Genomic DNA, 26,562 nt, shown 5'->3' on the forward strand with positions numbered 1-26,562 from the left:
ATTAAACAACAGCAACTTCTAACAAGATAGTTGATTTTTTTTCTTTAAATTTGAACCTATACCTAACACACTAAGTGCTAGTAAACCCAAAATAGCAGTAGGTTCAGGAACTGAAACTGAGGATACTTGAATTGAACCAGAATTTTCATCTATTAATATTGAGGTTGCTATTTGATCAACATCCATACGCAATCTTAAAGAATCACCAACCGTTCCCGAAAAGAAATATTCTCCAATTACACCAGTTCCACCGCCTATGTCAAAGGGGCCAAACAATGACTGAGTAGAAGTATCAAAGTTGAAAGTAAAGAAATTAGATTCTGATACTCCAGCACTAACCGTGTTATAAGTTCCCAAAATATTATTAGATGGATCGAAGAAAGAGACATTCAGCGATTGTAAAAAATTAGTCGGGCCAGCACCACTTTCAGAAATAATTGTTGGTGCTGTAGTCTCATCATAACTGAATGAACCTATTGCAGAATAGCCAGCATTACCTTGCCAGTTAAAGTTGAAATCAACCGCTTGAGCCGGATTGTTTACACCAGCAGCAAGTGTAACAGTAGCTGCACTGGTTGCGGCGATCGCCACAATTTTGGTGAAAATATTTTTCATGGTTATGACTCCAAAGTTGATAAACCCAGTCAATATCTGAATCTAGAGAACAACCTTATTCGTAAGATTGATCACCTTTACTCTTTCAAAATTCTCAAAAAAACACAAGGAAATTTAAGTTTTTTAAGTAAAAACTCAAACAACCTTCATATAACAGCTTAATTGCTTAACCGTAAATTTACAATGTGTTTTTAGACACTTATTCTGATGTGAAAAGCCTACTTGATTTGAGTGCGTCTCTTTTGAGAAGACAATTTTCTTTTTGCCATCAAGTATAAAATACATCAAAATTCATCCGTAGCCGCAATCAAAGCACTACGAATCCCCACTTCACTCATCGAATGTCCAGCATCAGGAACAACAATAAATTCTGCTTCTGGCCAAGCACGATGTAATTCCCAAGCTGATATCATTGGGCAAACTACATCATAACGTCCTTGCACAATCACAGCAGGAATATGTCGAATCCGTCCAACATTTAATAATAATTGATCATCGGTTTCCAAAAAGCCTTTATTAATAAAATAATGACACTCAATGCGAGCAAAGGCATCAGCAAATTCATCCTCACCAAAATTATGGATTAGCTGGGTATCTGTAAATAATTTACTAGTGCTAGCTTCCCAAATTGACCACGCCCGCGCTGCTGCTTGCCTAACTTGTAAATCTGGGCTAGTCAACCGTTTATAATAAGCTGTGAGCAAATCATCCCGTTCATCTACAGAAATTGGCTTGAGATATTCCTCCCAAGCATCAGGAAAAAGATAACTAGTACCTTCTTGATAAAACCAACGTAACTCTTTTTGTCTGAGCAAGAATATACCGCGTAAAATTAGCCCTAAACAACGCTCTGGATGGGTTTGGCTATAGGCTAATGATAAAGTGCTACCCCAACTACCACCAAAAACCACCCACTTTTCTATGCCTAAATGCGATCGCAGTTTTTCAATATCATTAACTAAATCCCAAGTGGTATTTTCTCGTAACTCAGCATGGGGTTGACTTTTACCGCACCCACGCTGATCAAACATAATTAAACGCCACTTTTCAAGATGAAAATATTGGCGATAAAATGGCGGACACCCACCACCAGGGCCTCCATGCAGTAAAACGATTGGTTTACCTTGGGGATTACCTGATTCTTCAAAATGAATAGTATGTAATTCGGAAACCTGTAACTTTCCTTCTTTATAAGGTTCTATGAGTGGATAAAGTTCACGCATTTTTATATGTAATTATTTTTGATGGTTTAGGAAGCCGACACCGTATCTAAGGGATGATGTATTTAACTTAAGAATATAATTTTTGCAGCAGAACAAATCAAATACTTCCTACTTCTTGCGTGATATCTGCAAAAACAATGGTGTATAAGTATGCGCTGGGGTGGGGCGTAGTCCATCGCGCCACCAAGCAACATTAAAGCGCATATAGTAATATTGTTAATCCTAATTAAGGCTAATTTTGTGATTTTTATTAAAACTTACTGGTTAAAATAAACAGAAAATCTGATGTTTGACCCAGATGTGACCCAGATATAATCCCCAGTTACCCTGGAAAATGTCAAAATGAAAGGTGTTTTGCCATCGCCACTTTCCACGGTGGGTATTTGAGATCAATAAACTTATAATTTATGGGTAAGCAGCGTGTTCTTTCTGGAGTTCAACCAACGGGTAATTTGCACTTGGGTAACTACTTAGGCGCAATTCGTAACTGGGTAGAAATCCAAGACCAGTATGATAATTTCTTTTGTGTCGTAGATTTACACGCGATTACTGTACCGCATAATCCAGCGACCTTAGCAGCAGATAGTTATACAATTGCTGCGCTTTATTTAGCCTGTGGTATTGACTTAAATCACTCCAACATCTTTATTCAATCCCACGTCTCAGCCCATAGTGAACTGGCTTGGTTGCTCAACTGCATCACACCCCTGAATTGGCTGCAAGACATGATTCAGTTTAAAGAAAAAGCCCTTAAGCAAGGGGAAAATGTTGGTGCAGGTTTGTTAATGTATCCAGTGCTGATGGCGGCTGATATTTTGTTGTATCAAGCTGATAAAGTGCCAGTGGGTGAAGACCAAAAACAACACTTAGAACTGACACGGGATATTGTCAACAGATTTAATCACCAATTCGCCAAGGATCAGCCTGTGCTGAAATTGCCAGATCCTTTAATCCGTAAGGAAGGCGCAAGAGTAATGAGTCTCACGGATGGGACGCGTAAAATGTCTAAATCCGATCCTTCAGAGTTAAGCCGGATTAATCTTTTAGACCCACCAGATCAAATTGCGAATAAAATTAAACGTTGTAAAACCGATCCAATACGCGGTTTAACCTTTGACGACCCAGAACGCCCAGAGTGCAACAACTTGCTAACGTTGTATATGCTACTCTCTAGCAAGACCAAGGAAGAAGTAGCGACTGAGTGTCAAGATATGGGCTGGGGACAATTTAAGCCATTGTTCACTGAAACAGCAATTAATGCTTTAAAACCCATCCAAGAAAAATATCAGCAAATCATGGATGACAAAGGTTATCTAGAGTCTGTGTTACGTGATGGTAGAGAAAAAGCCGAAGCCATCGCCAACCAAACCCTAAGAGATGTAAAAGCTGCATTAGGCTATTCAATGCCTTTGTGAGTGCTGAGTTCTGAGTAGAGAGTGCTGAGTGCTGTTAGCGGTAGCGGGGCGTTAGCCCGTGCTGAGTGCTGAGTAGAGAGTTTTTCTCACCTACTTCTTCCCAGTCCCCAGTCCCCAGTCCCCAGTCCCCAGTCCCCAGTTCCCAGTCCCTAACAATTTCTCTTTGAGGTGTGATTCATAATACCCTTGAAGAGAAACCACTTATCAACGTTATGGAACATAACCATAGCCCTAGCTATAGTACATTGAATAACTTCCGTAAAGCCGCGCAAGCGGGAGAATTTTTAGTTACCGCCGAGGTAGCACCACCAAAAGGGGGAAATCCCACCCACATGATTGAAATGGCGGCGACCCTTAAGGGGAGGGTTCATGCTGTCAATATTACCGATGGTAGCCGTGCAGTGTTGCGGATGTCTTCGTTGGTAGCTTCAGTGATTTTGTTACAAAATGGGATTGAACCAATTTGTCAGATGGCTTGCCGCGATCGCAACCGTATTGGTTTACAAGCCGACCTCATGGGCGCACACGCCCTTGGTATTCGTAATATTTTAGCTTTGACCGGCGACCCAGTAAAAGCAGGCGATCATCCCGAAGCGAAAGCTGTCTTTGATTTAGAAGCAGTGCGACTATTGCAACTAATTCGGAAAATGAATCAAGGTGTCGATTGCAACGATAAATCCTTGACTGATGGTGCAACAGATTTATTTGCAGGTGCAGCCGTAGACCCGCAGTGTGCCAGTTGGTCAGGTTTGCAAAGTCGCTTTGAACGTAAAATTGAAGCAGGGGCGCAATTTTTTCAAAGTCAATTAATTACTGATTTTGAAAAACTAGAAAAGTTCATGGATAAGATAGCTTCAACCCATAACAAACCAATTTTGGCGGGAATTTTTCTATTGAAATCAGCAAAAAATGCTCAATTTATTAATAAGTGCGTTCCAGGTGTAAATATACCTGAACACATTATTGATAGGTTAGCAAAAGCCAAAGACCCACTAGAGGAAGGCGTAAAAATTGCTGCCGAACAAGTGCAGATAGCGCAGCAATTGTGTCATGGTGTCCACATGATGGCAGTCAAACGGGAAGATTTGATTCCGAAGATTTTAGATTTGGCGGGAGTAGAATCAGTTAATCAGGTGGTAGTGAAGTAAGCCAGTAACAGGCTAGCTAGATAGAGGCGTAAAATTTTGCGTCTCTATCATTTGAAGAAACAGTAGGATTAAAATAGTTCAGTCAATAATCTTTTTTCATTGATGTAATAGCACCAAGCATTACCAAACTGAGTGAACAAATGTATGTTAATACCAAGGAGTAATCGCTGTGACAGATTTGAATAACTACAAATCAGAATTAGCAGATGAAGAAAATAATTATGAAGAACAAGAGGAAAAATTTACCTTTCAGTATGATCCTGAGAAAATTAACATTGTTACTAGAGAGCCAACTATTGAGCAATTATTGAGAAGAATTGACGAATCTGCACTTGATTTAGCACCTGACTTCCAAAGACAAGCTAATATATGGACTCTAGAGGCAAAAAGTAAATTGATTGAATCTATTTTAATTAGAATTCCATTGCCTGCTTTTTATATTGATGCTACTAATGAAGATGAATGGGTAGTTGTAGATGGATTACAAAGATTGTCTGCACTCAAACAATTTGTGATTGATAAAAGTGATAAAAGACTTAAATTAGTTGGGTTAGAATACTTAAAAGAGCTTAAAGATAAAACATATGATGAATTAGAACGGAGATATCAACGTCGTATTTTAGAAACTCAAGTTACAGTATATTTAATTGAAAAGGGTACACCTTTAGAAGTAAAATATAATATTTTTAAACGAATTAATACTGGAGGTGTACCTCTTTCCAATCAAGAATTACGACATGCTTTAAATCCTGGACAAGCTATAAAACTGGTGGCAAAATTATCTTCTTTCTCAGAGTTTAAACGTGTTGTTGATCTCAGTGAATCAAAGAGGAAGAGGATGGATGATAGGGAGTTCGTATTAGGATTTCTTGCTTTTTATCTAATTTCTTATAAAGAATATCAAGATGAAACTAGAGAGTCATTCTTCAGTAAAGCTTTATCAAGAATAAATCATCTTACTAATGAAGAGATCGTCAGGATAGAAAAAGACTTTAAGAAAGCGATGGTTGCAGCATTTGAAATTTTCAATAATAATTCTTTTCGTAAGATTTCTCATAAAAATAAAAGGAAATTCCCCCTCAATAAATCTTTATTTGAGGTTTGGTCTGTAAATCTTAGCATTCTAAGTATAGAAGATATTGAAATATTAAAATATAAAAGACAAGAACTCATGAATACTTTTGTTAATTATGTTGATAACGATGCAGAATTTCTATCATCGATATCGCAAGTGAAAAATAAAATTGAGCATAGGTTTGAAACAGTTGAGAAAATTATTAAAAAGGTATTATCATGATTACTTCTCTGAAATTGAGCAATTATAAAGCTTTTGAAAGCCAGATACTTGCATTTAAACCACTAACCTTACTTTCTGGTCTAAATAGCACAGGAAAATCTTCCGTACTGCAATCGTTATTGTTGCTGCGTCAATCTTATCAACAAGAATTGTTGCCAAATATTGGTTTAGCCTTGAATGGCGAATTAGTACGTATTGGTACTGCCAAAGATGCCTTTTGTGAAAGAGCTAAAGAGGATTATCTTGGTTTTGAGATTATTTGGAACGATGAAAAAAAAGGTATTTGGTATTTTATCTATGACCAAATTAAAACAGAAGCAGATATTTTAAACAATTTGGATTCACAATCTTTGATTGATGCGGGTGTTTATAAATCAAAAAGTCTTTTTAATAAGAGATTTCATTACTTACAGGCAGAACGACTCGGCCCACGAACATCTTACGATATGTCAGATTATCAAGCACGACGGCTAGGACAGCTAGGTTCTAGAGGCGAATATACGGCACATTTTTTAGCAATCAATCAAGATAAAGATGTTCTTCTGAGTAAATTAAGACATCCAATGGCAAAATCTAACACTCTTAGTAGCCAGGTTGAAGGATGGATGAGAGAAGTTAGTCCTGGCACAAGAATTAAAATCAACTCAAATTCAGACATAGGTTTGATGAGTTTGCAATATTTTTATGGGGATAGTAATCCGTATCGTACTACGAACGTCGGATTTGGAATTAGTTATACATTACCGATTATTGTAGCAATTTTAGCATCTTCTCCGGGTACAATAATTCTGATTGAGAATCCAGAAGCGCATTTACATCCTAAAGGACAAGTCAGAATGGGTGAATTATTATCTCTTGCAGCTAGTTGTGGGATTCAAGTAGTATTAGAAACTCATAGTGATCATATTTTAAATGGTATTCGTCTTGCTGTTCATGCAGGACAAATAAAGCCTAATGATGTTCAATTACATTATTTTCAGCGACAAGAGGACAGAAGACGCGCTTTTACACACGTAGTATCACCACATATTGATAGAAACGGAAGAATTGACAAATGGCCTGATGGTTTCTTTGATGAATGGGAAAAAAGCTTAGATATTTTACTGGAGCCTGCGGGGGAGTGACAGGTGGATTTTGACCTGATATTAAATGAATTGTCTCTGCGAAATCCGGCTCCCAATAAGCAAATAGCACAGCAAAGAATGTCTGAGCTAATTAAGACTATAAAAGCAGTTAAAGCTCAAGGGGTAAAGGTAAGCCTTCGCACGAAAGAAAATTTCCATACAACGATACTTGCACCTAACTATCCTCTTCGTTCCTGGCTAAATGACGCAGATCAAGTTGAGAGAGTTTTTATCAAAACTCTTGCAACTAAAGCACCTTTCTCAACCGATATTCCAAATTTGTATATCCAAGATATTGAAAATAATACCAGTTTATCTGAATTTCGTTATCAAGGAGAAGTGGCTATTGGACTGGGTATTGCTTATGTAATTAATACAATAGCAATTAGCTTACTTTCTGAGGAATGTTGGGATAGTAGCTACATAGAATTAGAATTTAGATGGCTTGATCAAGATCAGGAGATGATAGATGAACTCGTAGATATTATTCATGCTAGTCGTAGCAGTCATATAAGAGAACACGCAGTTCTGATTGAAAAAATTCAAGAGCGTATTTATCAGGAAGTTAGAGATGGGGTGCAACTTTGGAATCGTAGAGAAGAATTGTTTCCTAATTTAGAATTCTGTGAAGTTGTTAAAAAACAGTTGGAAGATATTCGTATTAGGCAGGTGGAATTACAGCCTGTTGTGAACATATTATTTGAGCTTCAGAAAGGCTGTAAAAACTGGAATAGTGGCTATTTCAATCTTGATGGATATCCTATCGAGGAATCGGGGGAAAGTAAACCAACCCTGGATAAATATTCCAAAGAAAGAACTTTCTATTGTCCTGATCGTAAAGAACGCCTATTTGAACGACACGTTAAATTGAAGTTTTGTAACTGGCGAATTCACTTCTTTCCAAAAGAACCAGGAAAAGTCATCATTGGTTATATTGGTCGTCATCTTCCTACTGTGAAATATAAAACTTAGCAAAAAAAGCACTGCGATCGCTCCTCTTATTTTCCACTGCTAAACTAAAAAACAACCCTTACTCCTGCAAAGGTAGTCTTATGACTGGTGAGGAAAGAGCAGAACAAGAACGTCAAAGGAACGATCGCCTGATTGCTCAATTGCGATCAGCTACGCTGGGCGGTTACGCCATCGCTCGGCGTTGAACCAGAAGCTTAATTCTCCGCGAAACTCTGCGCCTACCTCCTTCCTCCTCTGCGTTTAAACTCCCCCCGCAACCTTACTTATTCACATTCAGCAACTGTGAATTTTGTAACCTATCCATCCATTTTTCTAAATAAACTCGATTAGCCTCTTGCTCAGATGCTTCTTCACTATCCGCAGGATAAGGCATCAATCCCAAAATCGCGGCTGTAGTCACACAAAACATAGATTTTTGGAAAGTCATACAAATCTGCACACGCAAATCATCCTCACCCCGTAAACCTCGCCGATAAACTTCGTGCAGATACTCTGGTAGATAATGACGCATATCCTGCATTAACAATGTAGGCGGAATACCTGCACCACCAATAGGCAACGGATCAGCGTATAATGCCCCATATTGGAATCGAGATTGATCGGGTGGAACTTGATAACCTTGGGCGTTGTATGAAACTGTTCCCAAAAATGGCGTACCTCTAAAGAATACTGCTTCTACATAAGGTATTGCGGTATCTGCTAAAAAAGTCAACCCCAAACTTTGAGGAATAATTTCATAGACTTTTTTATTAATTTTCACAGCGTAGGTAATTGGCTTTAAAGCATCCGCTACTAACCCTGCTTTAATATGTTCTACAACGTCGGGAATAGTTTTAATTTCACCTCGGTCATAGCGGTCTGATAAGTCTAGAAACATATCAGCCATGACCCGCCAAAATTGCCCCAACCCACTGTAGTAAGCAGACATCCGTAACTGTTCAGTTAAAAAGTCGGGAAACAGTTGATTCAAACCCATGATCAAGGGATTGATGCCAAATTTTGCTTTGATAACTGCTTCTGCTCTTTCTTGAAATTCTTTAGTATCTAAATAAGCATCTAAACCGCCGCCACCATGCCACATCATGGCTTTCATGCAATATTCTGCATACTCAAAATTGATTCTGTCGTGCCACCAATGACGAAGTAATTTTTGGAAATTAATTTCACCATTAAAATATTTAAAAAATGGGAAAAATACTAAAAATTGATTTTCAGAAATATAAATCAAGTTCTTTGAATAAGCATCTATAATTACCCCATAGCTTTTGAGGATACCTACAACTTCTAAGACATTTTGTGGACTGTCTGCCAGTAAAGCTTGTCCTGTTTGGAGGCGTTGAATATACTCAGCTAAAGGATTATGATTCTGCTTCTTTTTAATAGCTACCATTGTAATTCTCCAAAAAATAAAATTTTTTTTAATTATTTTTCTTAATTAATGGCTATTTGGTAATGGGTAATTATTTTCCTATTACTCATTACCAATTATTAAACACTGGATATTTAGTTTTGGCTTTTTGTTGACTCTAAGGAGACAGTGGCAACTGTATGTTCTACGTTTACCATAGCGGTGATTGTTGGTTCAGACCAACGTACTAACCAAGCTGGTTGGATACCAAAAATGACAATCAGGGCAGCTAAGATAAAGGCAGGAATGCGATCGCTCCAGTAAACTCTAGGTAGGTTGATCACTTGCTCAGACAACCGTCCAAAAAAGGCACGGTTGACCAGAATTAAAAAGTAAACCGCCGTTAAACCTGTACCCAGCATTGATACCAGCGTTTGTACCGGAAATACAGCAAAAGAGCCCCGAAACACAATAAATTCTGAGATAAATCCTACCATTCCCGGAGTACCAGCACTAGCCATCACGCCTATAATCATCAAGCTACCAATTAAAGGCATACCCCGTTCTGGATTCAGCAGTCCACGAATCTCATTTAAATCACGGCTACCAGCTTTTTTATACACAACTCCCACCAGTAAAAACAGCATGGCAGAAATTAAACCGTGGCTAATCATCTGCATCACAGCACCCAAGGTGCTTAATGGTGTGGCAGATGCGGCTGCTAGTAAGATATAGCCCATGTGACCAATAGAACTATAGGCTACCATTTTTTTCATATCAGTTTGAGCGATCGCACAGGATGAGCCATACAACACACTCACCACTGCCCAAACTGCCAACCAAGGGGCTAAATATGCCCAGGCTTCTGGTAACAAGTCCATCCCAAAACGCAACAAGCCATAAGTCCCCAGTTTCAACAATACACCAGCCAACAGCACAGATATCGGCGTAGAAGCTTCAACGTGAGCATCTGGTAGCCAAGTGTGAAAGGGAACTAGGGGCATTTTGATGCCAAAACCAATTAAAATTCCCCCTAGGAGTAGCAACTGGGTAGCTAACGGTAGAGATTTAGCATCTAATGCTGTTAAGGAAAAGCTGTCAGCACCACTCAGCCACACCATACCCAGGAAACTAGCTAAAATCAAGATTCCCGAAACCGCAGTATAGATCAGAAATTTTGTAGCAGCGTAACCTCTTTTCGCACCACCCCAAATAGCAATTAGCAGATACAGGGGAATCAATTCCAACTCGTAAAACAAGAAAAATAGCAGTAAATCTTGGGCAATAAATGCTCCGGCTACTCCAGCACTCAACACCAAAATCAAAGAGTAATAAAACCGAGGACGTTGTAGAGATTCATCGGTGCTGTAGATAGCTATACCAGTCAATAATCCATTCAACAACAGCAAAGGCAAGGATAGCCCATCTACTCCTAGATTATAATTTAATCCCAACGCATCTATCCAGGGTAAAAACTCACTAAACTGTTGGTTAACTTCCCCTGGATTGAACTGGCTAGCCAATATGACAGTCCACAAGAAAATTAATCCTGCAACAATCAACCCGATACTCCGGGAAATTTTCCCATTCACGCCAGCAGGTAATAAACCAACTAACAGCGCACCCAACAATGGCGCAAAAATTAATACACTTAGCATAAGGAAGGTGACAGGGGACAGGGGACAGGGGACAGGTGACAGGTGACAAGAGATAAATAAATACTTTTAACTTTCCTCTCTTCCAGTTTTTCCACCCAATACTCAATACTCAGCACTCAAAAAGGCAACTTATCTAATAAGCCTAATGACCAGCTAATGAAAAAGCCCAGGACGCTGACTACCGCTAGGATGGTCAACATATATCCTTGGGATTGACCCGAAATGCTGTACTTCAAGCCTTGTCCACTGAAAATCGTGGCAAAACCGACTAAGTTTACCAAGCCATCAACTAAATAGCGATCGCTCCACGCGGAAATTTTCGATAGTATGGATACTGTACTCACTATGGTGAGGCGATAAATGCGGTCAATGTAAAAGTCATAACCCAATAAGTCTTGCATCATTCGCCAAGCCATAATTCTTGACCTAGACCAAGCTTTGTGCAGATAAATGGTTGACCCGATGACTACCCCAGCTACCGTAGAAGAAACCAATACTAAAACCACATACCAATCAATACTTTCCCAAGCTGGGAGTAAGTACCATTGCTGTAGCATCAGAGGTAATATTAACGTCAGAATTGTCAGTGATACCATTGGGAAAGCCATCGTCCAGCCGACTTCCGGAGCGCGACGGGTTTTTTGTTGCGGTTGACCCCAAAACACTAATCTAAATACCCGTGTCAAGTTTAAGGCGGTTAACCCGTTGACTAAGATTAAAATTGCAATCACCCAGGGGGAAACTCTCACTAAGCCATCAGCCCAGGCTAGCATTGCCCAAAAGCTACCCAGTGGTAATATTGTCACCATCCCGGCTGAACCAACTATAAAGGCTGTAGTAGTTGCCGGCATTTTAGACCATAAACCACCCATTTCTGTCAAGTCTTGGCTGTGGGTAGTAAAAATGACTGAGCCAGAACTCATAAATAATAATGCTTTTGCGATCGCATGGGTTAATAACAACATCAGGGCTACACCCCCCTGCTCTAGTCCCACTGCTAAAAATACCAATCCCATATAAGCACTAGTAGAATGGGACAAAGCACGTTTTATATCCGTTTGAGCTAGAGCAACTAAACTAGCTCCCACTGCTGTCACGCTACCTATAATCAGTAAAGCATTCAATGCGACAGGTGAGAGAGCCAGAATCGGTTGTAGTTTATACAATATATAAGCACCACCCGCTACCACCAAAGAGTTCCGCATGACTGAAGCCGGGTTAGGGCCTTCCATTGCTTCATCTAACCACATATGCAAGGGGAACTGAGCGCATTTACCTGCTGGGCCAGCAATCAAAGCCAAACCTAACAATGCTGAGGTTACTGGGTCTAAACTCGCTGTTTGCGCCCACTCATATAAGTCAGAAAAATTCAAACTACCCGCTAAGGTGGAAAGTGTCACTACTGCCATTAGTAGTAATAAATCTCCCACTCGTTTTGTCCAAAACGCATCTCTTGCTGCTGTTACTACTAGGGGTTGTGCGTACCAAAATCCCACTAGCAAGTAGGTAGAAAGTGTCAAAACTTCCAATAGTGCGTAGCTGAGGAATAAAGAGTCACTAAAAGCCAAACCACTCAGTGCAGCTTCAAAAAATCCGACTAGTCCAAAAAATCTTGCTAAAGCCCAGTCCTTTTCCATGTAACCTAGAGCATAGATTTGCGCTAGTAGACTCAACCCTGTGATTAAAACTGTTGCCCCAATGCTAACCGGTGAAATTTCCAAAGCAAAGGATAAATTTAAATCCGCCGCTTGAAACCAAGTAATGACCCAGTTTTCTTGTTCCCTATTCCAAATATCCTTAAATACTAAGAGGCTATGAGCAAAAGCTAAAAGGGTAGTCAACAAGTTGAAATACGCCGCAGGTCTTGGCCCTGTTCGTCGGATGATACCTATACTCCACGGCAAGGTTATGAGTGCGCCTAACAAACTATAAAAAGGCATACACCAACTTGTTGCAAATAGAAACTGATTCATTTATTGATTTCCCTTGAAGACTCAGCCTTAAATTTTCTTAAAACCCTTAAAACCATCATTTACTAAAACAAATTAATTTTTCTCAAAAACTATGCTTTTTTTAATTTTTTTATTAAACTCTTAGATGAGTATATTTTACTTAAATTTCCCCTACAAAAACTGCCATTAAAGTCAAGCTTATTTGTGTTAAAACATTTGTATTCTGCATATTTTCTGTGATTTAAACTCTTGGTTTCTACCTTAAAAACATAATTTTATAGAGCTTATTTAAAAAACTTATATATTCTTATATATTTTTCATTTAGCCTTGATACTTACTACAAACTGTAGAGAAACCAGAGACAGCAAAGCTTACAGACTCTGATCTTCCTTTACCAGAGGGGACTAGCCTCGACTATGGATATCTTTTTGTAAATGTAATAAAAAAATTATAAAGCACAAGTGGTTGCTATAGTAATCCGTAAACTTTGATTGAACAGATCACAGGTACAAATTTTTGTTAAGTTTTTTAAAACTTTTTTATTATAAACTATTATACTAATTTATATTGCCATAGATGCCAACCTTTTCTATGCTTAGTTTGGAAGTGTTTTTGTAGCTCAAGATGAGCTTCCCCGGCAAAATTTTCAAACCGCAGTACTGATTGGATTAATTTTTTAGGAGATATGGGATGCCAATTGCAGTTGGAATGATTGAGACCAAGGGATTTCCCGCAGTAGTAGAAGCAGCTGACGCGATGGTGAAAGCTGCACGCGTAACTTTGGTAGGATATGAAAAAATCGGTAGTGCTAGAGTTACTGTAATTGTGCGGGGAGATGTATCTGAGGTACAAGCCTCAGTAGCAGCTGGAATTGAAGCAGCCAGAAGAGTCAATGGTGGTGAAGTTGTATCTACACACATCATTGCCCGCCCCCATGAGAACCTAGAATACGTCTTACCGATTCGTTATACGGAAGCTGTGGAACAGTTCCGTACCTAAAAGCTGAGTAGAAAAACTCATTAACGGGGTTGCCTTCTTGAGCGTCAATGGAAATTCAAAGCTAGAAAGTTTATTCAGGAATCAAAAAGAATGTCAATTGCAGTAGGAATGGTAGAAACGCTAGGCTTTCCCGCAGTGGTAGAAGCAGCAGATGCGATGGTAAAAGCTGCTCGTGTCACCTTGGTAGGCTACGAAAAAATTGGTAGTGGTCGAGTTACCGTAATTGTGAGAGGCGATGTATCGGAAGTACAAGCTTCTGTAGGCGCAGGGGTTGAATCAGTGAAGCGCGTCAACGGTGGACAAGTGTTGTCTACACACATCATTGCTCGTCCTCATGAGAACTTAGAGTACGTTCTTCCAATTCGTTATACCGAAGATGTAGAGCAATTCCGGGAAAATGTGAACGCCATTCGTCCCTTCGGCAGAAGACCATAGTGAGTAATGCAAATTGCCAAAGTTCGTGGCACAGTAGTTAGCACACAAAAAGAACCTAGTCTCAGAGGTGTGAAGCTACTGTTGTTGCAATTAGTAGATGAAGAAGGAAACCTCCTGCAAAATTACGAAGTAGCAGCAGATAACGTAGGTGCAGGGGTGGATGAGTGGGTATTGATCAGTCGTGGTAGTGCGGCGCGTCAAGTACCTGGAAGTGAGCAGCGTCCTTTGGATGCAGCAGTAGTGGCGATAATTGATACTATTTACGTAGAAGATCGTCTCATTTATAGCAAAAAAGACCAATACAGGTAGTCAACAGTCAATAGTCAATAGTCAACACACTCAGACTATGGACTATGAAATATAGACTATTGACACTTAATTTAGGAGGAATCTCGCAATGGCAGTCCGCAGCACGGCGGCTCCCCCAACCCCGTGGTCAAGGAGTTTAGCGGAAGCAGAAATCCATGAAACCGCATTTGTACACTCTTTTTCCAACATTATTGGGGATGTCCACATAGGTGCAAATGTAATCGTTGCTCCAGGAACTTCAATTAGAGCCGATGAGGGTACACCTTTTTATATTGGTGAAAATACTAATATTCAAGATGGTGTCGTCATTCACGGTTTGGAGCAAGGCCGAGTCATAGGCGATGATAGCAATGAATACTCGGTTTGGGTTGGCAAAAATGCTTCTATCACCCACATGGCCCTGATTCACGGCCCTGCTTATGTTGGGGAAAATTCATTTATTGGTTTTCGCTCTACGGTATTTAATTCCAGGGTAGGAGCAGGCTGTATTATCATGATGCACGCCTTGATTCAAGACGTAGAAATTCCCCCTGGTAAATATGTGCCTTCAGGCGCGATTATCACCACCCAACAGCAGGCTGATCGCTTGTCAGACGTGCAAGATCAAGATCAGGAATTTGCCCATCATGTGATTGGGATTAACCAAGCCTTGCGAGCTGGTTATCTTTGTGCTGCGGATAACAAGTGTATTGCACCCATTCGTGATAAGAACGCTAAATCTTATACAAGTAATAAACTTAATGTCATAGAAATAGGAAGGAGTAGTGAAGTGGCAAGCAATAGCCTGGGTGCAGAAACCATAGACCAATTACGCTATTTATTAGAGCAAGGTTATAAAATTGGCTCAGAACACGTAGACCAAAGAAGATTCCGTACAGGTTCGTGGACTAGCTGCAAACCCATTGAAGCCAGAACATTAGGTGAAGCAGTAGCAGCATTAGAAGTCTGTCTAGCCGACCACAGTGGCGAGTATGTGCGTCTGTTTGGGATTGATGCAGGTAGACGGCGGGTATTAGAAACCATCATTCAACGTCCTGATGGTGCAGTTCAAGCTTCGACTAGCTTTAAAGCACCTGCAAGTCAGAAAAACGGTAGCTACAACGGTAACGGCAGTAGCTACAGTAACGGATCTGGTAGTGGTAGACTACCGGCGGAAACTGTACAGCAAATTAGCCAACTCCTAGCAGGTGGTTACAAAATTGGCACAGAACACGTAGATGAGCGACGCTTCCGTACAGGCTCTTGGAATAGTTGTAAGCCAATTGAAGCCACTTCAGCCAATGAAGTCGTCTCTGCTTTAGAAGAGTGTATAGACAACCATCAAGGTGAGTATGTGCGTCTGATTGGCATTGACCCCAAAGCTAAACGGCGCGTATTAGAAACCATTATCCAACGCCCCAATGGTCAAGTAGCACCATCTGGTAGCCAGAGATCGGTGGTGAGTGCATCATCATCGTCAACAGGGACAGCAACAGCTACTAGCACTCGGTTGAGTTCTGAGGTAGTCGATCAAGTCCGGCAAGTCTTGGCTGGTGGCTATAAGATTAGTATCGAACACGTAGATCAAAGAAGATTCCGCACAGGTTCTTGGAATAGTACCGGCCTCATTTCAGCTAACTCAGAAAGAGAAGCGATCGCGGCTGTAGAATCCACCTTAGCTGAATATGCAGGCGAATACGTGCGCTTGATTGGTATTGACCCCAAAGCCAAGCGGCGAGTGTTGGAAACCATTATTCAGCGTCCATAGTAGTGCTGAGTTAAAAGTGCTGAGTTGTGAGTAGTCAGTGCAGTTGCCACTCAGGTCTTTGTTGATGACAAGCAATAATCACCTGACTCATTACTCATTACTCATTACTCATTACTCATTACTCAGGACTTATACCAATTAATCAAAATTAAGCAACAAATGCAAAGTTTGAAACCCAGATGTTTCTTAATTACGAATTGCGCATTGGTATTAGCACTCCCTTGATATTCGGCTTCCGAGGTTAAAATTTCCATGTCTGTGCCGCCACTGCGCCTCCACAATAACTTTGATGCCTACATTAGTGGTGAGGTGACAATTCATCCAAGTGCAGTAGTTGCACCAGGGGTGATACTCCAAGCGGCTACAAACAGCAAGATTATCATCGGGGCAGGAGTTTGTATTGGTATGGGGTCAATTCTCCAAGTTAATGAAGGAACAATAGAAATAGAACCCGGTGTCAACTTGGGAGCAGGTTTTTTGATGGTTGGTCAAGGCAAAATCGGCACGAATGCTTGTATTGGTGCAGCAACAACAGTATTTAACTCTTCTGTTGCTCCAGGACTAGTAGTTACACCCGGTTCAGTTGTGGGCGATATTAGTCGTCCGATTAGTATCATAGAACCGCAGGCGGAGACATCCACCAATAACGCTGCTGCTACAAGTACCCAAAAGCCCCAAGAAAATGAGAGCAAAGTGATTACCTCAACTACCATCTCAGCCGCAGCTTTTGTAGAAGTAACGCACCAGTCTATATCTGTACCAGAATCCTCTACAGCACCAGAAAATCAACCTGCCGCCGTAGAAGAAGATCATCATGAGACTGACTCTACCCAGACAGAACTAAGCCCAGAAGATTTAGAATCTGGTCAAACTGAAACTGCCACTGAATCCTCTAATACCTTCGGTACTCAAATTTATGGGCAAGGGAGTATCCAAAGACTTTTAGTGACATTATTTCCCCATAGGCAATTTTTAAACACCCCCGTTTCTGACGATAGCTCTGAGTAAGTGTTAGTTTGTGAGTATCCTGGAGGATTCACATGGAGACATATAATCAAAAGTCTATTAGCACGAACCAGACAAACCGTCGTCAAGACAGCTTCAATGATACTGCTTTAGGCTTGGTATCTACCCTCAGTTTTCCCGCGATCGTGGGAACTGCGGACATGATGCTGAAATCAGCTGGGGTTCACCTAGTTGGCTACGAAAAAATTGGTAGTGGTCACTGTACGGCGATCGTCCGTGGTGGCATTGCTGATGTCCGTCTGGCTGTAGAAGCTGGTGTACAGACTGCCGAACAGTTCGGTCAATTGGTTTCTAGCTTGGTAATTCCCCGACCTTTTCCCAATCTCGACGTAGTGCTACCCATTACTAACCGTCTTAGCCAATTCATGGAAGAAGGTCAGTATAGTCGATTAAGTAACCAAGCAATTGGTTTAGTAGAAACACGAGGCTTTCCAGCAATGGTAGGTGCGTGTGATGCCATGCTTAAATCGGCTGATGTGCAGCTAGCATCCTATGAAAAAATTGGTGCGGGTTTGTGTACAGCCATTATCCGTGGTTCTGTAGCTAACGTCGCCGTAGCGGTAGAAGCGGGAATGTTTGAGGCAGAACGCATTGGGGAGCTGAACGCCGTGATGGTTATCCCCCGACCCCTAGATGAATTGGAACAAACTTTGCCTATAGCAAGTTGCTGGATTGAACAACGCCAACCATTAAATTTGCCAGTAAATATTAAAGAACAAGTTGCTGAAAGAGAAGTGTTAATGTTGCCAGATTTAGTCAACCTTCCTGTGAAAATTACAGAAGAAGTATGGAATGATGAATGATGAATGATGAACTACTAATTAAAAAATGAGCAATTAGGGAAATTGCCATTTAAAATTTATGCGCTCAGTATTCAGCATTCATCTTGCAGATGGAAGGCATCTTACGCTTTGCTTGTTTTATTGATGATAACTTCTCAATACCATAAGTAAAACTATTTTTTTTAATAGCGAGAATAGAGTTTTATCTATACTAAACTCATAGCTTTGATATGAGTAAATTTCTATCATTGGCGAGTATTTAGTGATACTAGTTTTATATTGATAAATCGCTATTAGAGGAGAATCACTCTTGAATCAGGCGACCCTACACCAGTTAAAAGTGTTCGAGGCAGCTGCACGACATGGTAGTTTTACCCGTGCGGCCGAGGAATTATTTCTAACCCAACCGACTGTTTCGATGCAGATTAAGCAGCTGACAAAATCGGTAGGTTTACCACTATTTGAGCAAGTAGGAAAACGCCTCTATTTGACAGAAGCAGGGCGAGAATTATTTGCAACTTGTCGGCAAATATTCGAGACAATAGTCCAGTTTGAAATGAAAGTTGCCAACTTAAAAGGGCTAAAACAAGGTCAGTTACGTTTAGCAGTAATCACAACAGCAAAATACTTTATCCCCCGTTTATTGGGGCCGTTTTGTGAACTTTATCCAGGAATTGAAATTTCGCTACAAGTCACAAATCACGAAGGCATCATAGAACGGATGATGAGTAATATGGACGACTTATACATTATGAGTCAAGTTCCAGAAAATTTAGATGTAAATTGTGAGCCATTTTTAGATAATCCTTTGGTTGTATTTGCACCCTTAAATCATCCATTAGCTAAAGAAAAAAACATACCCATAGAACGTTTATCTAATCAACCTTTCATTATGCGTGAACCAGGTTCAGGAACGCGCCGTGCTGTGCAGAGTCTCCTAGACGAACACAACATAAAAGTAAAAGTTAAGCTGGAATTAGGCAGTAATGAAGCGATCAAACAAGCGATCGCTGGAGGCTTAGGAATTTCTGCTTTATCTCGGCATACTTTATTGTCAGATGCAGCTGAGTTTAGCATTTTGGATGTGCAACATTTCCCGATTAAGCGGAATTGGTACATGGTTTACCCGGCTGGTAAACAGCTATCTATCGTCGCGCGGACTTACTATGAGTATTTGCTGGATGCAGCGAAGCAATTTGTAGAACAGACTGTTGCCCCTGATGCTATTGCAGGGGAGTAGGGGCGCAGGGGAGACAAGGGGAAATTTACTCATTACTCATTACTCAGCACTCATTACTCATTACTTAAGCCGCTTGACGAGGTAGACCTTTAAGCCTTAATAATTAACCAGGAGAGTCATTTAACACAGGAAAAAACTGGCAGTGGTTAACCCGGAAATACCATCTTGGCGCAAAACAATACAAAGTCAGATTGTATCTGTGACGGTGTACAGTGACAAAGCCCTGGTTACAAGACAGGGTAATGTGTCCCTCACAGGTTCGGAACGGGAATTAGTCATCCCTTTACTGCCAGTGACTCTAGAACCTGAATCTGTCCGAGTTAGTGGTAAAGGTACGGTTGAAGTGCGTTTGTTAGCAGTGAGTTGCGATCGCATTTACACTACCGAACCAGTAGCCGAACGAGCTGCCCAGTTAACTAGACAAATTCAGCAATTAGAAACCGAAAAACGTCATCTCCAAGCCCAGGTAGATGCTTTAACCTTACAATCTCAATTTATTGCAGGCTTACGGGAAAAAACAGAAGAACCCTTTGCCCAAAGCCTATCGCGGAAAAATCTTAGTCTGAGTGAAACCTTAGATTTTTTGAATTTTTTAGGCAGTCAGTACAGCGAATATGCGATCGCATCTGCTGAGTGTAACAGCCAACAAAAAGAATTAGACAAACAAATTCAAGCCCTACGTCACTCATTACACAGCGTTCAAACACCCCACGCTAAAGAAAGTTTTACCTTGGTTGTGGGCATAGAAGTTACAGATGCAGGGGAATTTGAGTTAGAGCTATCCTACGTGGTGAATCGTGCCAGTTGGAAGCCTCTATATGACCTGCGGTTAAATACTACTAGCAAGACATTAAACTTAAGTTATCTAGCAGAAGTCACCCAAAACACTGGCGAAGATTGGCAGGATGTGAACCTTACCTTATCCACTGCCAAACCAGGATTAGGCACACTTCCACCGAAATTAAATCCTTGGTATATAGACACCGTAACACCTCCAGCCGCGCGATCGCTACGCAAACTAGCTAGTCCATCCCTACCCGCGATCACAGCTATGTCTGCTTCATCTCCGGAAGAAATGCTACCAGAAGCAGAGGACGAGGAGAATTTTTTATCAGCACAAAATATGGTGGTGGAGGTAGTTAAACAGGGTAGTATTGTCACCTTTAAACTCAATGGCGGTGGTAACATCCCTAGTGATGGCACACCTCATAAAACCACAATTTTTAACGACGACTACCCCTGCGATTTTCAGTATGTCGCTATGCCACGTCTAGTTAGCTTTGCTTATCTAGAAGCGAATGTAAAAAATAGTCCTAATGGTGCAACTTTATTAGCAGGTACAGCTAATATTTTCCGTGATGATCTATTTGTTGGCACAACTGAATTAGAAAATATTGCCCCAGGACAAGAATTTGAACTTAACTTAGGAATTGACGAAGGTTTAAAAATTGAGCGTGATTTAGTTGAGCGTCAAGTAGATAAAAAATTGATTGGCAACCAACGCCGCATAACTTACGCTTATCGTTTAGTAGTTACTAACTTACTCAATCAAGAAACCCTTTTAAAGTTAACGGAACAACTACCAATTAGTCGCAACGAGCAAATCAAAGTCCGCCTCAACCGCAGCAACCCCCAAATACCCCTCAGCGATATGGGGATTCTGGAATGGCGGTTAACGATTCCACCCCAAGAGAAGCAAGAATTACATTACCAGTTCACTGTTGAGCATCCACCAGAGCTAACAGTCACAGGGTTAGATATCTAAACTCTGAGTAATTAAAGAAAATTTACTTAATATACCCCAGCATTATTGCCAAGCTAAAGTATAATTTTGGTAACAATAAACACTGCAATCAAAAAAGATGCAGGTAAATTATGAGTAGGCTGTTAATTAAAGCTATAGGTTTAATTTTACTATTTACAGGTATCTACTTCCTCGCTCAAAACGTCATATTCGTTAGCGGTTACTATTCATTTTCCCAGAGATTACCCGCAACCGCTTCAGTTTTAGCCATCATGGCGGGTGCATTATCTTTGATATTTTTTCGGCGAGAAACTGGTAATTTCGGCTGGGTTTTGTTAGGTATTGGCTTCTTACTAGTGTTTTTGAGTGGTGGTATATTTTTTAAATCCATTAGCTTGTGGAATTTGTTTCTGGCGTTCGCCGCTTTAGCCGTAGGATTCAAATTATTGACTAGAGGCAGAATCGACTTTTAATTTAGTAGCAAACTCTCCGCGTACCTCTGCGCTTACCTCTATCACCCTCTGCGTTTAAATTTCCCACCTAAATTCGCCACGATTTTCCAGTTTAGAAACTACTCTTCTGCTCAAAGCTAACCCAGCTTATTAAGCCTTGCTTGTGTGAAAATTAATAACAAAACTATCACTCTATGGTGAGGTAGATCATGGCGAAAGAAAAACAATTGCTAGAACACTGGCGAGAACTCACACCCGAAAAACAGCAAAAAGTTTTGGAGTTTGTTGAATCGCTAAAATCTGAATCTGAAGCAACATCAATCAATACAGAATATATTCCACAAACACCTTTAGCTGATAGCAATACTTGCATCTAAAACATACCGACTCACCGTTCTCTGTCCTCGCGGATGAGTTCAGCACTGTCACTGAAAAATTTTCCTGCATATCTTAACTTGAGCGCGTGCTACTGCTTCTCTGGCTTGTTCCATATTGCCGCCAGTGTAGTAATTTGTCGTTGTTTCTGCGGCTTGTTCGAGAATGTGTTTTAATTCCTCTTGCAAAGACCTACCGTGCTGTTTGGCAAGAGTTGCTAGCTTTTCTAGAATGACTGGATCTATATTTTCAACTAAAATTTGAGCCATACCAAATAAACTTTTGACTTTTGACTTTTGACTTTCCCAACGGGGTTGCTAGGTATCGGATTTATAAAATGTTGATGATTACGTAGGCAAGGTGGCTCTTATAAATATTTACAAACGTCTGAAAGCTTTATTATGTTACATTTTACAAGTCTCGACGCGAGAAAAGAGATTTGGCGTGCTTCCCGCACCTAGTCGCCGTACCTCTCTCTTCGCTGCCCCTGTGTCCCTCTCCTTCCCTATGACGCTTCATCGAACGCCTCTCGTCGAGTAAAAAAACAATCCCTTCCCTATCGTCTATGGCAGAAATATCCCACAACAAGGTGCGAGTAAGTATGAGTACGGGTAAGTGTCCCTTGGGGGCATCTGTATTATCTTTTGCGTTATGTACGGAGTTTATCCATCTTTGTTTCACTCTCCACCCCACGCGATCGCCAAAGCGACAATAAGCTTCGTATATTTCGTCATCTTCGTCTCTCACTCTACCACCAAAACGGGTATATATCGATTTGAAGGGAACAAGAACCTTCTTGAAAGGTGAACTTGTTCGACTTCCTTCTAAAATTCCGCCCACACTGAGATAAATTTCTTTTTGAACACTAAAACCAAAGTGTCTATTGCTGTAATTGACCCATAATTGATCAATAATTCTCAAATCTTCACAGGGGAATTGGCGAATGTCTTCTATTTCTAGATAGCTTTGTTGTTCCCGTCCCGCGACTTCCAACATCACCTTTAATGTTTCCTCATCCGCTTCTTTCCACATACCTGCTGCTAGGTAGTAAGCAAGTTGTGCATAGCGAGTAGGGACTTGAAACCGCAGCAGTTTTATTTTACCATCAGCATTTTGTTCTGGTTTTAATGCTTGTCTGTAGCAGATTCCCGGTTCAGCTAATTCTTGGCGACTTCTTAAACTCAACCAAGCACAAAAACGATTGGCATCCCAAAAGCTAATGTTAGTTACATCCTGTTGTGCTTGTTTTCTATTAGCCAAGGTACTTGGAGAACTTGTTTCATTTAAAAATAGTTGATATTCTGCCCAATTTACATAGCTAGTATCTTCTTTTTCAGTATTACTACAATGACTTTCATCTATCAGCAAATCATAATTTAACCGACTCAGATGGTCGGCAAGCTTTACCTCTGCTGCTATAGTAAACTCGTCTAAGTTATCAGATTCTAGCCCCTGTTCAAACCTTTCTTTTAGTTGTTTTTGTACAATTGGATCTATTTGTGGTCTTTCCTCTCTCCAGCATTGATACACAAGTGTAAGCACTGCTAATGTTGTATGATTTAGGGCATATTGAATTAAATTAGTTGCATTTGTCTGAGCAACATAAAAACGAATTGTTTCTCGCCACGAACCCAGCTTTGTTTCATCAGATAATGCTTGTGACAATATATTTTCTTGTCTAGTTTCTTTGATTTCCAAAGCCGCTAAATATTCTTGAAAAGTTTTGTGAGCAAATTCATAAATTCCCTCTTGTTGCCTCTGAATTAATATCTCTCGCACACCCAAATTATCCTTAGTAATGAATTCTTCTGGAGAAAATGTTTGTGCTGTCCGCGTCAATGTAGCTAACTTTTCTTGAATAAGTGATTCAGCTTTAAATGTTTTGTCATCATCTAAAGATGTGTCTAATGTAAATCCTTGAGTATTTTCTTGCATTAATTTCAGTGCCAAAGAACGTAAAACTATCAGTTTATCTTTAGCAAAGAAAATTATGGGTATTTGTTTAGCTTGCTGACGTTTCTCTAATAATACTTTAAATATCTCTTCGTATAAATCTACTTTACTTGTAGATAAAATACCGTGTTCTTGATAGCTAATAGCAATCATATTTAGCAGTAGAGGATTTTTCGCCATTAATCTCAATGATGGCGATGTATCAATTTGTTCTATCAACCTCTTTGCTGATTCGGTTATTCTTTGCTTAACTTTTGAGTTAACCTTGCTAACATTGTCTTGTATGAGATTTTCATACCATTTTTTAATAAACTCGTTGCGTTCCTCTCGGTTAAATGGCTGGACTTCCAACTCTAAGATATTCTCTTGCAGTTGTGCTTTTCTATAACCTTCTGGGCGTGAAGTGAGAATAAATAAAGTATTACGGTATTGCTTAATTTGGCTATCAACCCATTGGCTGACTTTCTGTCGTTCGCTATCATCAGATATTTCATCTAGTCCATCCAGCATAATCAAACACTTGTTTTGCTGGAGTTGTTCAGCAAACCAACCTTTGATGGGTGAGAGCTTTTCGACTGTTTTTTCAATTACCTCTGTTAATGTTGGCTCTGGTGTTTGAATAATATGTGAATAGACTTCCCGCAGTATGAGTAAAACTGGAATTAGCTTAGGAGCTTTACTATGTAACTTACTTTGTCTGCGAGTAGCATATATCAAAGTAATGTATCTGAGAAGAGTTGATTTTCCAGAGCCAGGCGCACCTAAAACAGCAAGTCGTTTACATGATTTAGGACTTGCCATTTTAAATAACAAATCACCAATTCTCTGCTGTTCTAATGGGTTAAATAGATTTTGAGAAGTTTGTTCTTCTTCTTTCTCACTTAGTAATATGTCCTGAGACATCTTCTCAAGAGCTTTGCGCTCCATTTTGAGTGGAACAAAGACATTTTCTAACAGGAATCCTCCCTTATTTATGCCCCTGTTTTCATACTCGGTGCAGTCATCCTTTAATTGCTCATAATATTTGTATTTAAAAGGCGAGGTTCGCTTTTCCCATAAATCGACAAACTTTACCCAAACAACCAAAGCTATCCTATCGAAATTACTGAATATCCAGTCTAGTAGTTTATCTATGCGTTGATCGATACGTGGAATGAGTTTTTTAGCAAACCAGACAGCAACAGCCGCTACTGCACACAACCCCGCTTTTTTCCATTCCGAGTTGCGGGCGAAATGAAATGCAAGCCATAACAAAGCCCCAGAAATGCCGAAATTAATCAGTTTGGACTTAACGAGTTGCTTAACACTTTCCGGCGTTATGGATATGTTTTGGTCTTTTGGATCTTCTGCCATCGATCGCTTGTGGAGTGAAACCTGCTCTTAGGAGTATAAGCGATCGCAGCTTGCGAAAAAATACGTATGGGAGTTTTATCAAGCTTCTACTTCAACACCAATCGCATCTACGCAATTAGGCGTTTCACTAAGTAAAAATGCTTAAGTATCAGATCATTGTTTGTCAGAAAAAGTTGATAATCCTCTTCTCATCTCAAGGATTACAGAGGCAGAATCATCAGAGAAAAAATTGCCATTGTTCTTACTTACAAGCTCCAGAAGTTTGGCTAAGTTTGAGGCTACTATTACAATGGACACTATTGATCAATGAGGAAAACGAGGCAAACGAATGACTCAGGTACTTCTAGGAGAGAACGAAGGAATCGATTCAGCTTTACGTCGGTTCAAGCGTCAAGTATCTAAGGCTGGTATATTAGCTGATGTAAAGTATCATCGGCACTTTGAAACACCGTTAGAAAAACGCAAACGGAAAGCAGTGTCAGCTAGACGTAAAAAACGTTTTCAATAAGCCAATTCGGTTTGGTATGTGTGTTGCTTGAGGAAAATCACCTAGAAAAGCGACATTGACTTACCACTAATTATTTTTGAGAAGAATCAAGCAGTATGTACCGCACCCCAGATGGGGTGTGAGTATATCGCTGTTAGTTAAGATACATCTGCACATATGAAATAGGTGACAGGTGACAAGTGACAGGTGACAGAACTCAATGACGAAAATAAGTTATTGTTGCGTAAGTCCTGAACAAAAAATTAAGATTTAGAAACCTCAATAGTACGACTATTACAACGGTTCATAGCCTTTTCTACTCCTTGTTTAAGGCTCAGTTCTACACATTCACCCACGAACTGGAGTACAAGAGACATCAGCTGATTTTCGGCTGAGGTAAATTTTCCCAACACATAGGAAACAGTATCTGAATTGTCGTTATTGGCTGCATCTTTGGGTTTACCAATACCGATACGTAAGCGGGGGAAATTCTGTGTGTTAAGATGAGCGATCGCACTCTTCATACCATTATGCCCCCCAGCCGAACCAGATAAGCGCAGGCGCGTTTTTCCCAACGGTAAATCTAGATCATCATAAATCACCAGCACAGATTCCGGTGGTAACTTATACCAACTTGTCACCGCTTGTATAGACTGTCCTGAGCGATTCATATAAGTTAAAGGCTTGAGTAAGCGGATTTTGACCCCTCCTGGTGCAGTTCCTTCACCGTATTCTCCTTGGAACTTGCGATTTTCCGCCAAGGAAATGTGCCAGGAACGAGCTAGAGCTTCAATAGCCGCAAAGCCGATATTATGGCGAGTTTGGTCATATTTAGGCTCTGGATTCCCCAACCCGACAATGAGTTGAGGAATTACCAAAGCCGATGGCGTAACAGTTTCTGTCATCT

General features: G+C 40.3%; 24 protein-coding genes. 16 read left to right on the forward strand and 8 right to left on the reverse strand.

Annotated features, from left to right (window positions below):
• Positions 1-18 precede the first annotated feature (18 nt).
• Entirely contained in the window at positions 19-615 is a 597-nt protein-coding gene (locus tag VB693_RS01595) for a PEP-CTERM sorting domain-containing protein (RefSeq protein WP_323264769.1), read from the reverse strand.
• 284 nt (positions 616-899) lie between these two features.
• Positions 900-1,838, reverse strand: a complete 939-nt coding sequence (gene pip, locus VB693_RS01600; protein WP_323264770.1) for a prolyl aminopeptidase — start codon at positions 1,836-1,838, stop codon at positions 900-902.
• 407 nt (positions 1,839-2,245) lie between these two features.
• Between pip and trpS the strand changes: the two genes are divergently transcribed.
• The 5 genes from trpS (at position 2,246) to VB693_RS01625 (ending at position 7,794) form a co-directional block, all read left to right on the forward strand.
• The gene (gene trpS, locus VB693_RS01605; RefSeq protein WP_323264771.1) at positions 2,246-3,253 is read left to right on the forward strand and encodes a tryptophan--tRNA ligase; all 1,008 of its coding nucleotides are present in this window, start codon (positions 2,246-2,248) and stop codon (positions 3,251-3,253) included.
• A 212-nt stretch (positions 3,254-3,465) separates the two neighbouring features.
• Positions 3,466-4,401 (forward strand): methylenetetrahydrofolate reductase, encoded by a 936-nt coding sequence (locus VB693_RS01610; protein WP_323264772.1) that lies wholly within the window; start codon positions 3,466-3,468, stop codon positions 4,399-4,401.
• A gap of 169 nt (positions 4,402-4,570) precedes the next feature.
• On the forward strand, positions 4,571-5,698 hold the full coding sequence (locus VB693_RS01615) for a DUF262 domain-containing protein (protein ID WP_323264773.1): 1,128 nt from the start codon (positions 4,571-4,573) through the stop codon (positions 5,696-5,698).
• Positions 5,695-6,822, forward strand: a complete 1,128-nt coding sequence (locus VB693_RS01620; RefSeq protein WP_323264774.1) for an AAA family ATPase — start codon at positions 5,695-5,697, stop codon at positions 6,820-6,822. Before VB693_RS01615 ends, VB693_RS01620 begins: the two co-directional genes overlap by 4 nt.
• 3 nt (positions 6,823-6,825) lie before the next feature.
• The gene (locus VB693_RS01625; RefSeq protein ID WP_323264775.1) at positions 6,826-7,794 is read left to right on the forward strand and encodes a hypothetical protein; all 969 of its coding nucleotides are present in this window, start codon (positions 6,826-6,828) and stop codon (positions 7,792-7,794) included.
• 259 nt (positions 7,795-8,053) lie between these two features.
• On the opposite strand, the gene VB693_RS01630 is transcribed toward VB693_RS01625, so the two are convergent.
• From VB693_RS01630 to VB693_RS01640, 3 genes are all read right to left on the reverse strand, one after another.
• Positions 8,054-9,184 (reverse strand): CO2 hydration protein, encoded by a 1,131-nt coding sequence (locus VB693_RS01630; RefSeq protein ID WP_323264776.1) that lies wholly within the window; start codon positions 9,182-9,184, stop codon positions 8,054-8,056.
• Positions 9,185-9,297: 113 nt separating this feature from the next.
• On the reverse strand, positions 9,298-10,800 hold the full coding sequence (locus tag VB693_RS01635; protein ID WP_323264777.1) for an NADH-quinone oxidoreductase subunit M: 1,503 nt from the start codon (positions 10,798-10,800) through the stop codon (positions 9,298-9,300).
• 116 nt (positions 10,801-10,916) lie between these two features.
• Positions 10,917-12,773 carry an NAD(P)H-quinone oxidoreductase subunit F gene (locus VB693_RS01640; protein ID WP_323264778.1) on the reverse strand — a complete coding sequence of 619 codons (1,857 nt, stop codon included), beginning with the start codon at positions 12,771-12,773 and terminating at the stop codon, positions 10,917-10,919.
• A 670-nt stretch (positions 12,774-13,443) separates the two neighbouring features.
• On the opposite strand from VB693_RS01640, the gene VB693_RS01645 reads away from it, so the two are divergent.
• The 10 genes from VB693_RS01645 to VB693_RS01690 all read left to right on the forward strand — a co-directional run bounded on the left by VB693_RS01645 (position 13,444) and on the right by VB693_RS01690 (position 21,864).
• Positions 13,444-13,752 carry a carbon dioxide-concentrating mechanism protein CcmK gene (locus VB693_RS01645; RefSeq protein WP_010995042.1) on the forward strand — a complete coding sequence of 103 codons (309 nt, stop codon included), beginning with the start codon at positions 13,444-13,446 and terminating at the stop codon, positions 13,750-13,752.
• A gap of 90 nt (positions 13,753-13,842) precedes the next feature.
• On the forward strand, positions 13,843-14,187 hold the full coding sequence (locus tag VB693_RS01650) for a carbon dioxide-concentrating mechanism protein CcmK (protein WP_039748664.1): 345 nt from the start codon (positions 13,843-13,845) through the stop codon (positions 14,185-14,187).
• Positions 14,188-14,193: 6 nt separating this feature from the next.
• Complete coding sequence (locus VB693_RS01655; RefSeq protein WP_190696825.1) at positions 14,194-14,496, forward strand: EutN/CcmL family microcompartment protein; 303 nt, start codon at positions 14,194-14,196, stop codon at positions 14,494-14,496.
• An 88-nt stretch (positions 14,497-14,584) separates the two neighbouring features.
• Entirely contained in the window at positions 14,585-16,243 is a 1,659-nt protein-coding gene (locus tag VB693_RS01660) for a ribulose bisphosphate carboxylase small subunit (RefSeq protein WP_323264779.1), read from the forward strand.
• A gap of 252 nt (positions 16,244-16,495) precedes the next feature.
• Positions 16,496-17,251: a transferase gene (locus VB693_RS01665; RefSeq protein ID WP_323264780.1), complete on the forward strand. Its 756-nt coding sequence runs from the start codon at positions 16,496-16,498 to the stop codon at positions 17,249-17,251.
• 32 nt (positions 17,252-17,283) lie between these two features.
• Positions 17,284-18,072, forward strand: a complete 789-nt coding sequence (locus tag VB693_RS01670; protein WP_323264781.1) for a carbon dioxide-concentrating mechanism protein CcmK — start codon at positions 17,284-17,286, stop codon at positions 18,070-18,072.
• A 289-nt stretch (positions 18,073-18,361) separates the two neighbouring features.
• A complete protein-coding gene (locus VB693_RS01675; RefSeq protein ID WP_323264782.1) occupies positions 18,362-19,291 on the forward strand; it encodes a LysR family transcriptional regulator in 930 nt (309 codons plus the stop codon).
• Positions 19,292-19,433: 142 nt separating this feature from the next.
• A complete protein-coding gene (locus VB693_RS01680) occupies positions 19,434-21,056 on the forward strand; it encodes a mucoidy inhibitor MuiA family protein (protein WP_323264783.1) in 1,623 nt (540 codons plus the stop codon).
• 110 nt (positions 21,057-21,166) lie between these two features.
• The gene (locus VB693_RS01685; RefSeq protein WP_323264784.1) at positions 21,167-21,508 is read left to right on the forward strand and encodes a LiaF transmembrane domain-containing protein; all 342 of its coding nucleotides are present in this window, start codon (positions 21,167-21,169) and stop codon (positions 21,506-21,508) included.
• 188 nt (positions 21,509-21,696) lie between these two features.
• Positions 21,697-21,864, forward strand: a complete 168-nt coding sequence (locus tag VB693_RS01690; RefSeq protein ID WP_323264785.1) for a hypothetical protein — start codon at positions 21,697-21,699, stop codon at positions 21,862-21,864.
• A 48-nt stretch (positions 21,865-21,912) separates the two neighbouring features.
• On the opposite strand, the gene VB693_RS01695 is transcribed toward VB693_RS01690, so the two are convergent.
• Together VB693_RS01695 and VB693_RS01700 are read right to left on the reverse strand one after the other, a co-directional pair.
• Positions 21,913-22,131 (reverse strand): FitA-like ribbon-helix-helix domain-containing protein, encoded by a 219-nt coding sequence (locus tag VB693_RS01695; protein WP_323264786.1) that lies wholly within the window; start codon positions 22,129-22,131, stop codon positions 21,913-21,915.
• A 142-nt stretch (positions 22,132-22,273) separates the two neighbouring features.
• Positions 22,274-25,168, reverse strand: coding sequence for an NACHT domain-containing protein (locus VB693_RS01700; RefSeq protein ID WP_323264787.1), 2,895 nt, complete (start codon positions 25,166-25,168; stop codon positions 22,274-22,276).
• Positions 25,169-25,496: 328 nt separating this feature from the next.
• On the opposite strand from VB693_RS01700, the gene rpsU reads away from it, so the two are divergent.
• Positions 25,497-25,676, forward strand: a complete 180-nt coding sequence (gene rpsU / locus VB693_RS01705) for a 30S ribosomal protein S21 (protein ID WP_323264788.1) — start codon at positions 25,497-25,499, stop codon at positions 25,674-25,676.
• Between the two features lie 242 nt (positions 25,677-25,918).
• On the opposite strand, the gene pth is transcribed toward rpsU, so the two are convergent.
• Entirely contained in the window at positions 25,919-26,560 is a 642-nt protein-coding gene (gene pth / locus VB693_RS01710; protein WP_323264789.1) for an aminoacyl-tRNA hydrolase, read from the reverse strand.
• Between the last annotated feature and the right edge of the window lie 2 nt (positions 26,561-26,562).

Source organism: Anabaena sp. UHCC 0399 (assembly GCF_034931465.1).
GTDB lineage: Bacteria > Cyanobacteriota > Cyanobacteriia > Cyanobacteriales > Nostocaceae > Trichormus > Trichormus minutissimus.

Coding starts and splice junctions, on each gene's coding strand:
- VB693_RS01665 (WP_323264780.1), top strand. CDS start 16,496: ATGTCTGTGCCGCCACTGCGCCTCCACAATAACTTTGATGCCTACATT.
- VB693_RS01655 (WP_190696825.1), top strand. CDS start 14,194: ATGCAAATTGCCAAAGTTCGTGGCACAGTAGTTAGCACACAAAAAGAA.
- VB693_RS01610 (WP_323264772.1), top strand. CDS start 3,466: ATGGAACATAACCATAGCCCTAGCTATAGTACATTGAATAACTTCCGT.
- VB693_RS01660 (WP_323264779.1), top strand. CDS start 14,585: ATGGCAGTCCGCAGCACGGCGGCTCCCCCAACCCCGTGGTCAAGGAGT.
- VB693_RS01630 (WP_323264776.1), bottom strand. CDS start 9,184: ATGGTAGCTATTAAAAAGAAGCAGAATCATAATCCTTTAGCTGAGTAT.
- VB693_RS01620 (WP_323264774.1), top strand. CDS start 5,695: ATGATTACTTCTCTGAAATTGAGCAATTATAAAGCTTTTGAAAGCCAG.
- VB693_RS01650 (WP_039748664.1), top strand. CDS start 13,843: ATGTCAATTGCAGTAGGAATGGTAGAAACGCTAGGCTTTCCCGCAGTG.
- VB693_RS01640 (WP_323264778.1), bottom strand. CDS start 12,773: ATGAATCAGTTTCTATTTGCAACAAGTTGGTGTATGCCTTTTTATAGT.
- pip (WP_323264770.1), bottom strand. CDS start 1,838: ATGCGTGAACTTTATCCACTCATAGAACCTTATAAAGAAGGAAAGTTA.
- VB693_RS01685 (WP_323264784.1), top strand. CDS start 21,167: ATGAGTAGGCTGTTAATTAAAGCTATAGGTTTAATTTTACTATTTACA.
- VB693_RS01645 (WP_010995042.1), top strand. CDS start 13,444: ATGCCAATTGCAGTTGGAATGATTGAGACCAAGGGATTTCCCGCAGTA.
- VB693_RS01700 (WP_323264787.1), bottom strand. CDS start 25,168: ATGGCAGAAGATCCAAAAGACCAAAACATATCCATAACGCCGGAAAGT.
- VB693_RS01635 (WP_323264777.1), bottom strand. CDS start 10,800: ATGCTAAGTGTATTAATTTTTGCGCCATTGTTGGGTGCGCTGTTAGTT.
- VB693_RS01595 (WP_323264769.1), bottom strand. CDS start 615: ATGAAAAATATTTTCACCAAAATTGTGGCGATCGCCGCAACCAGTGCA.
- VB693_RS01695 (WP_323264786.1), bottom strand. CDS start 22,131: ATGGCTCAAATTTTAGTTGAAAATATAGATCCAGTCATTCTAGAAAAG.
- VB693_RS01670 (WP_323264781.1), top strand. CDS start 17,284: ATGGAGACATATAATCAAAAGTCTATTAGCACGAACCAGACAAACCGT.
- pth (WP_323264789.1), bottom strand. CDS start 26,560: ATGACAGAAACTGTTACGCCATCGGCTTTGGTAATTCCTCAACTCATT.
- trpS (WP_323264771.1), top strand. CDS start 2,246: ATGGGTAAGCAGCGTGTTCTTTCTGGAGTTCAACCAACGGGTAATTTG.
- rpsU (WP_323264788.1), top strand. CDS start 25,497: ATGACTCAGGTACTTCTAGGAGAGAACGAAGGAATCGATTCAGCTTTA.
- VB693_RS01690 (WP_323264785.1), top strand. CDS start 21,697: ATGGCGAAAGAAAAACAATTGCTAGAACACTGGCGAGAACTCACACCC.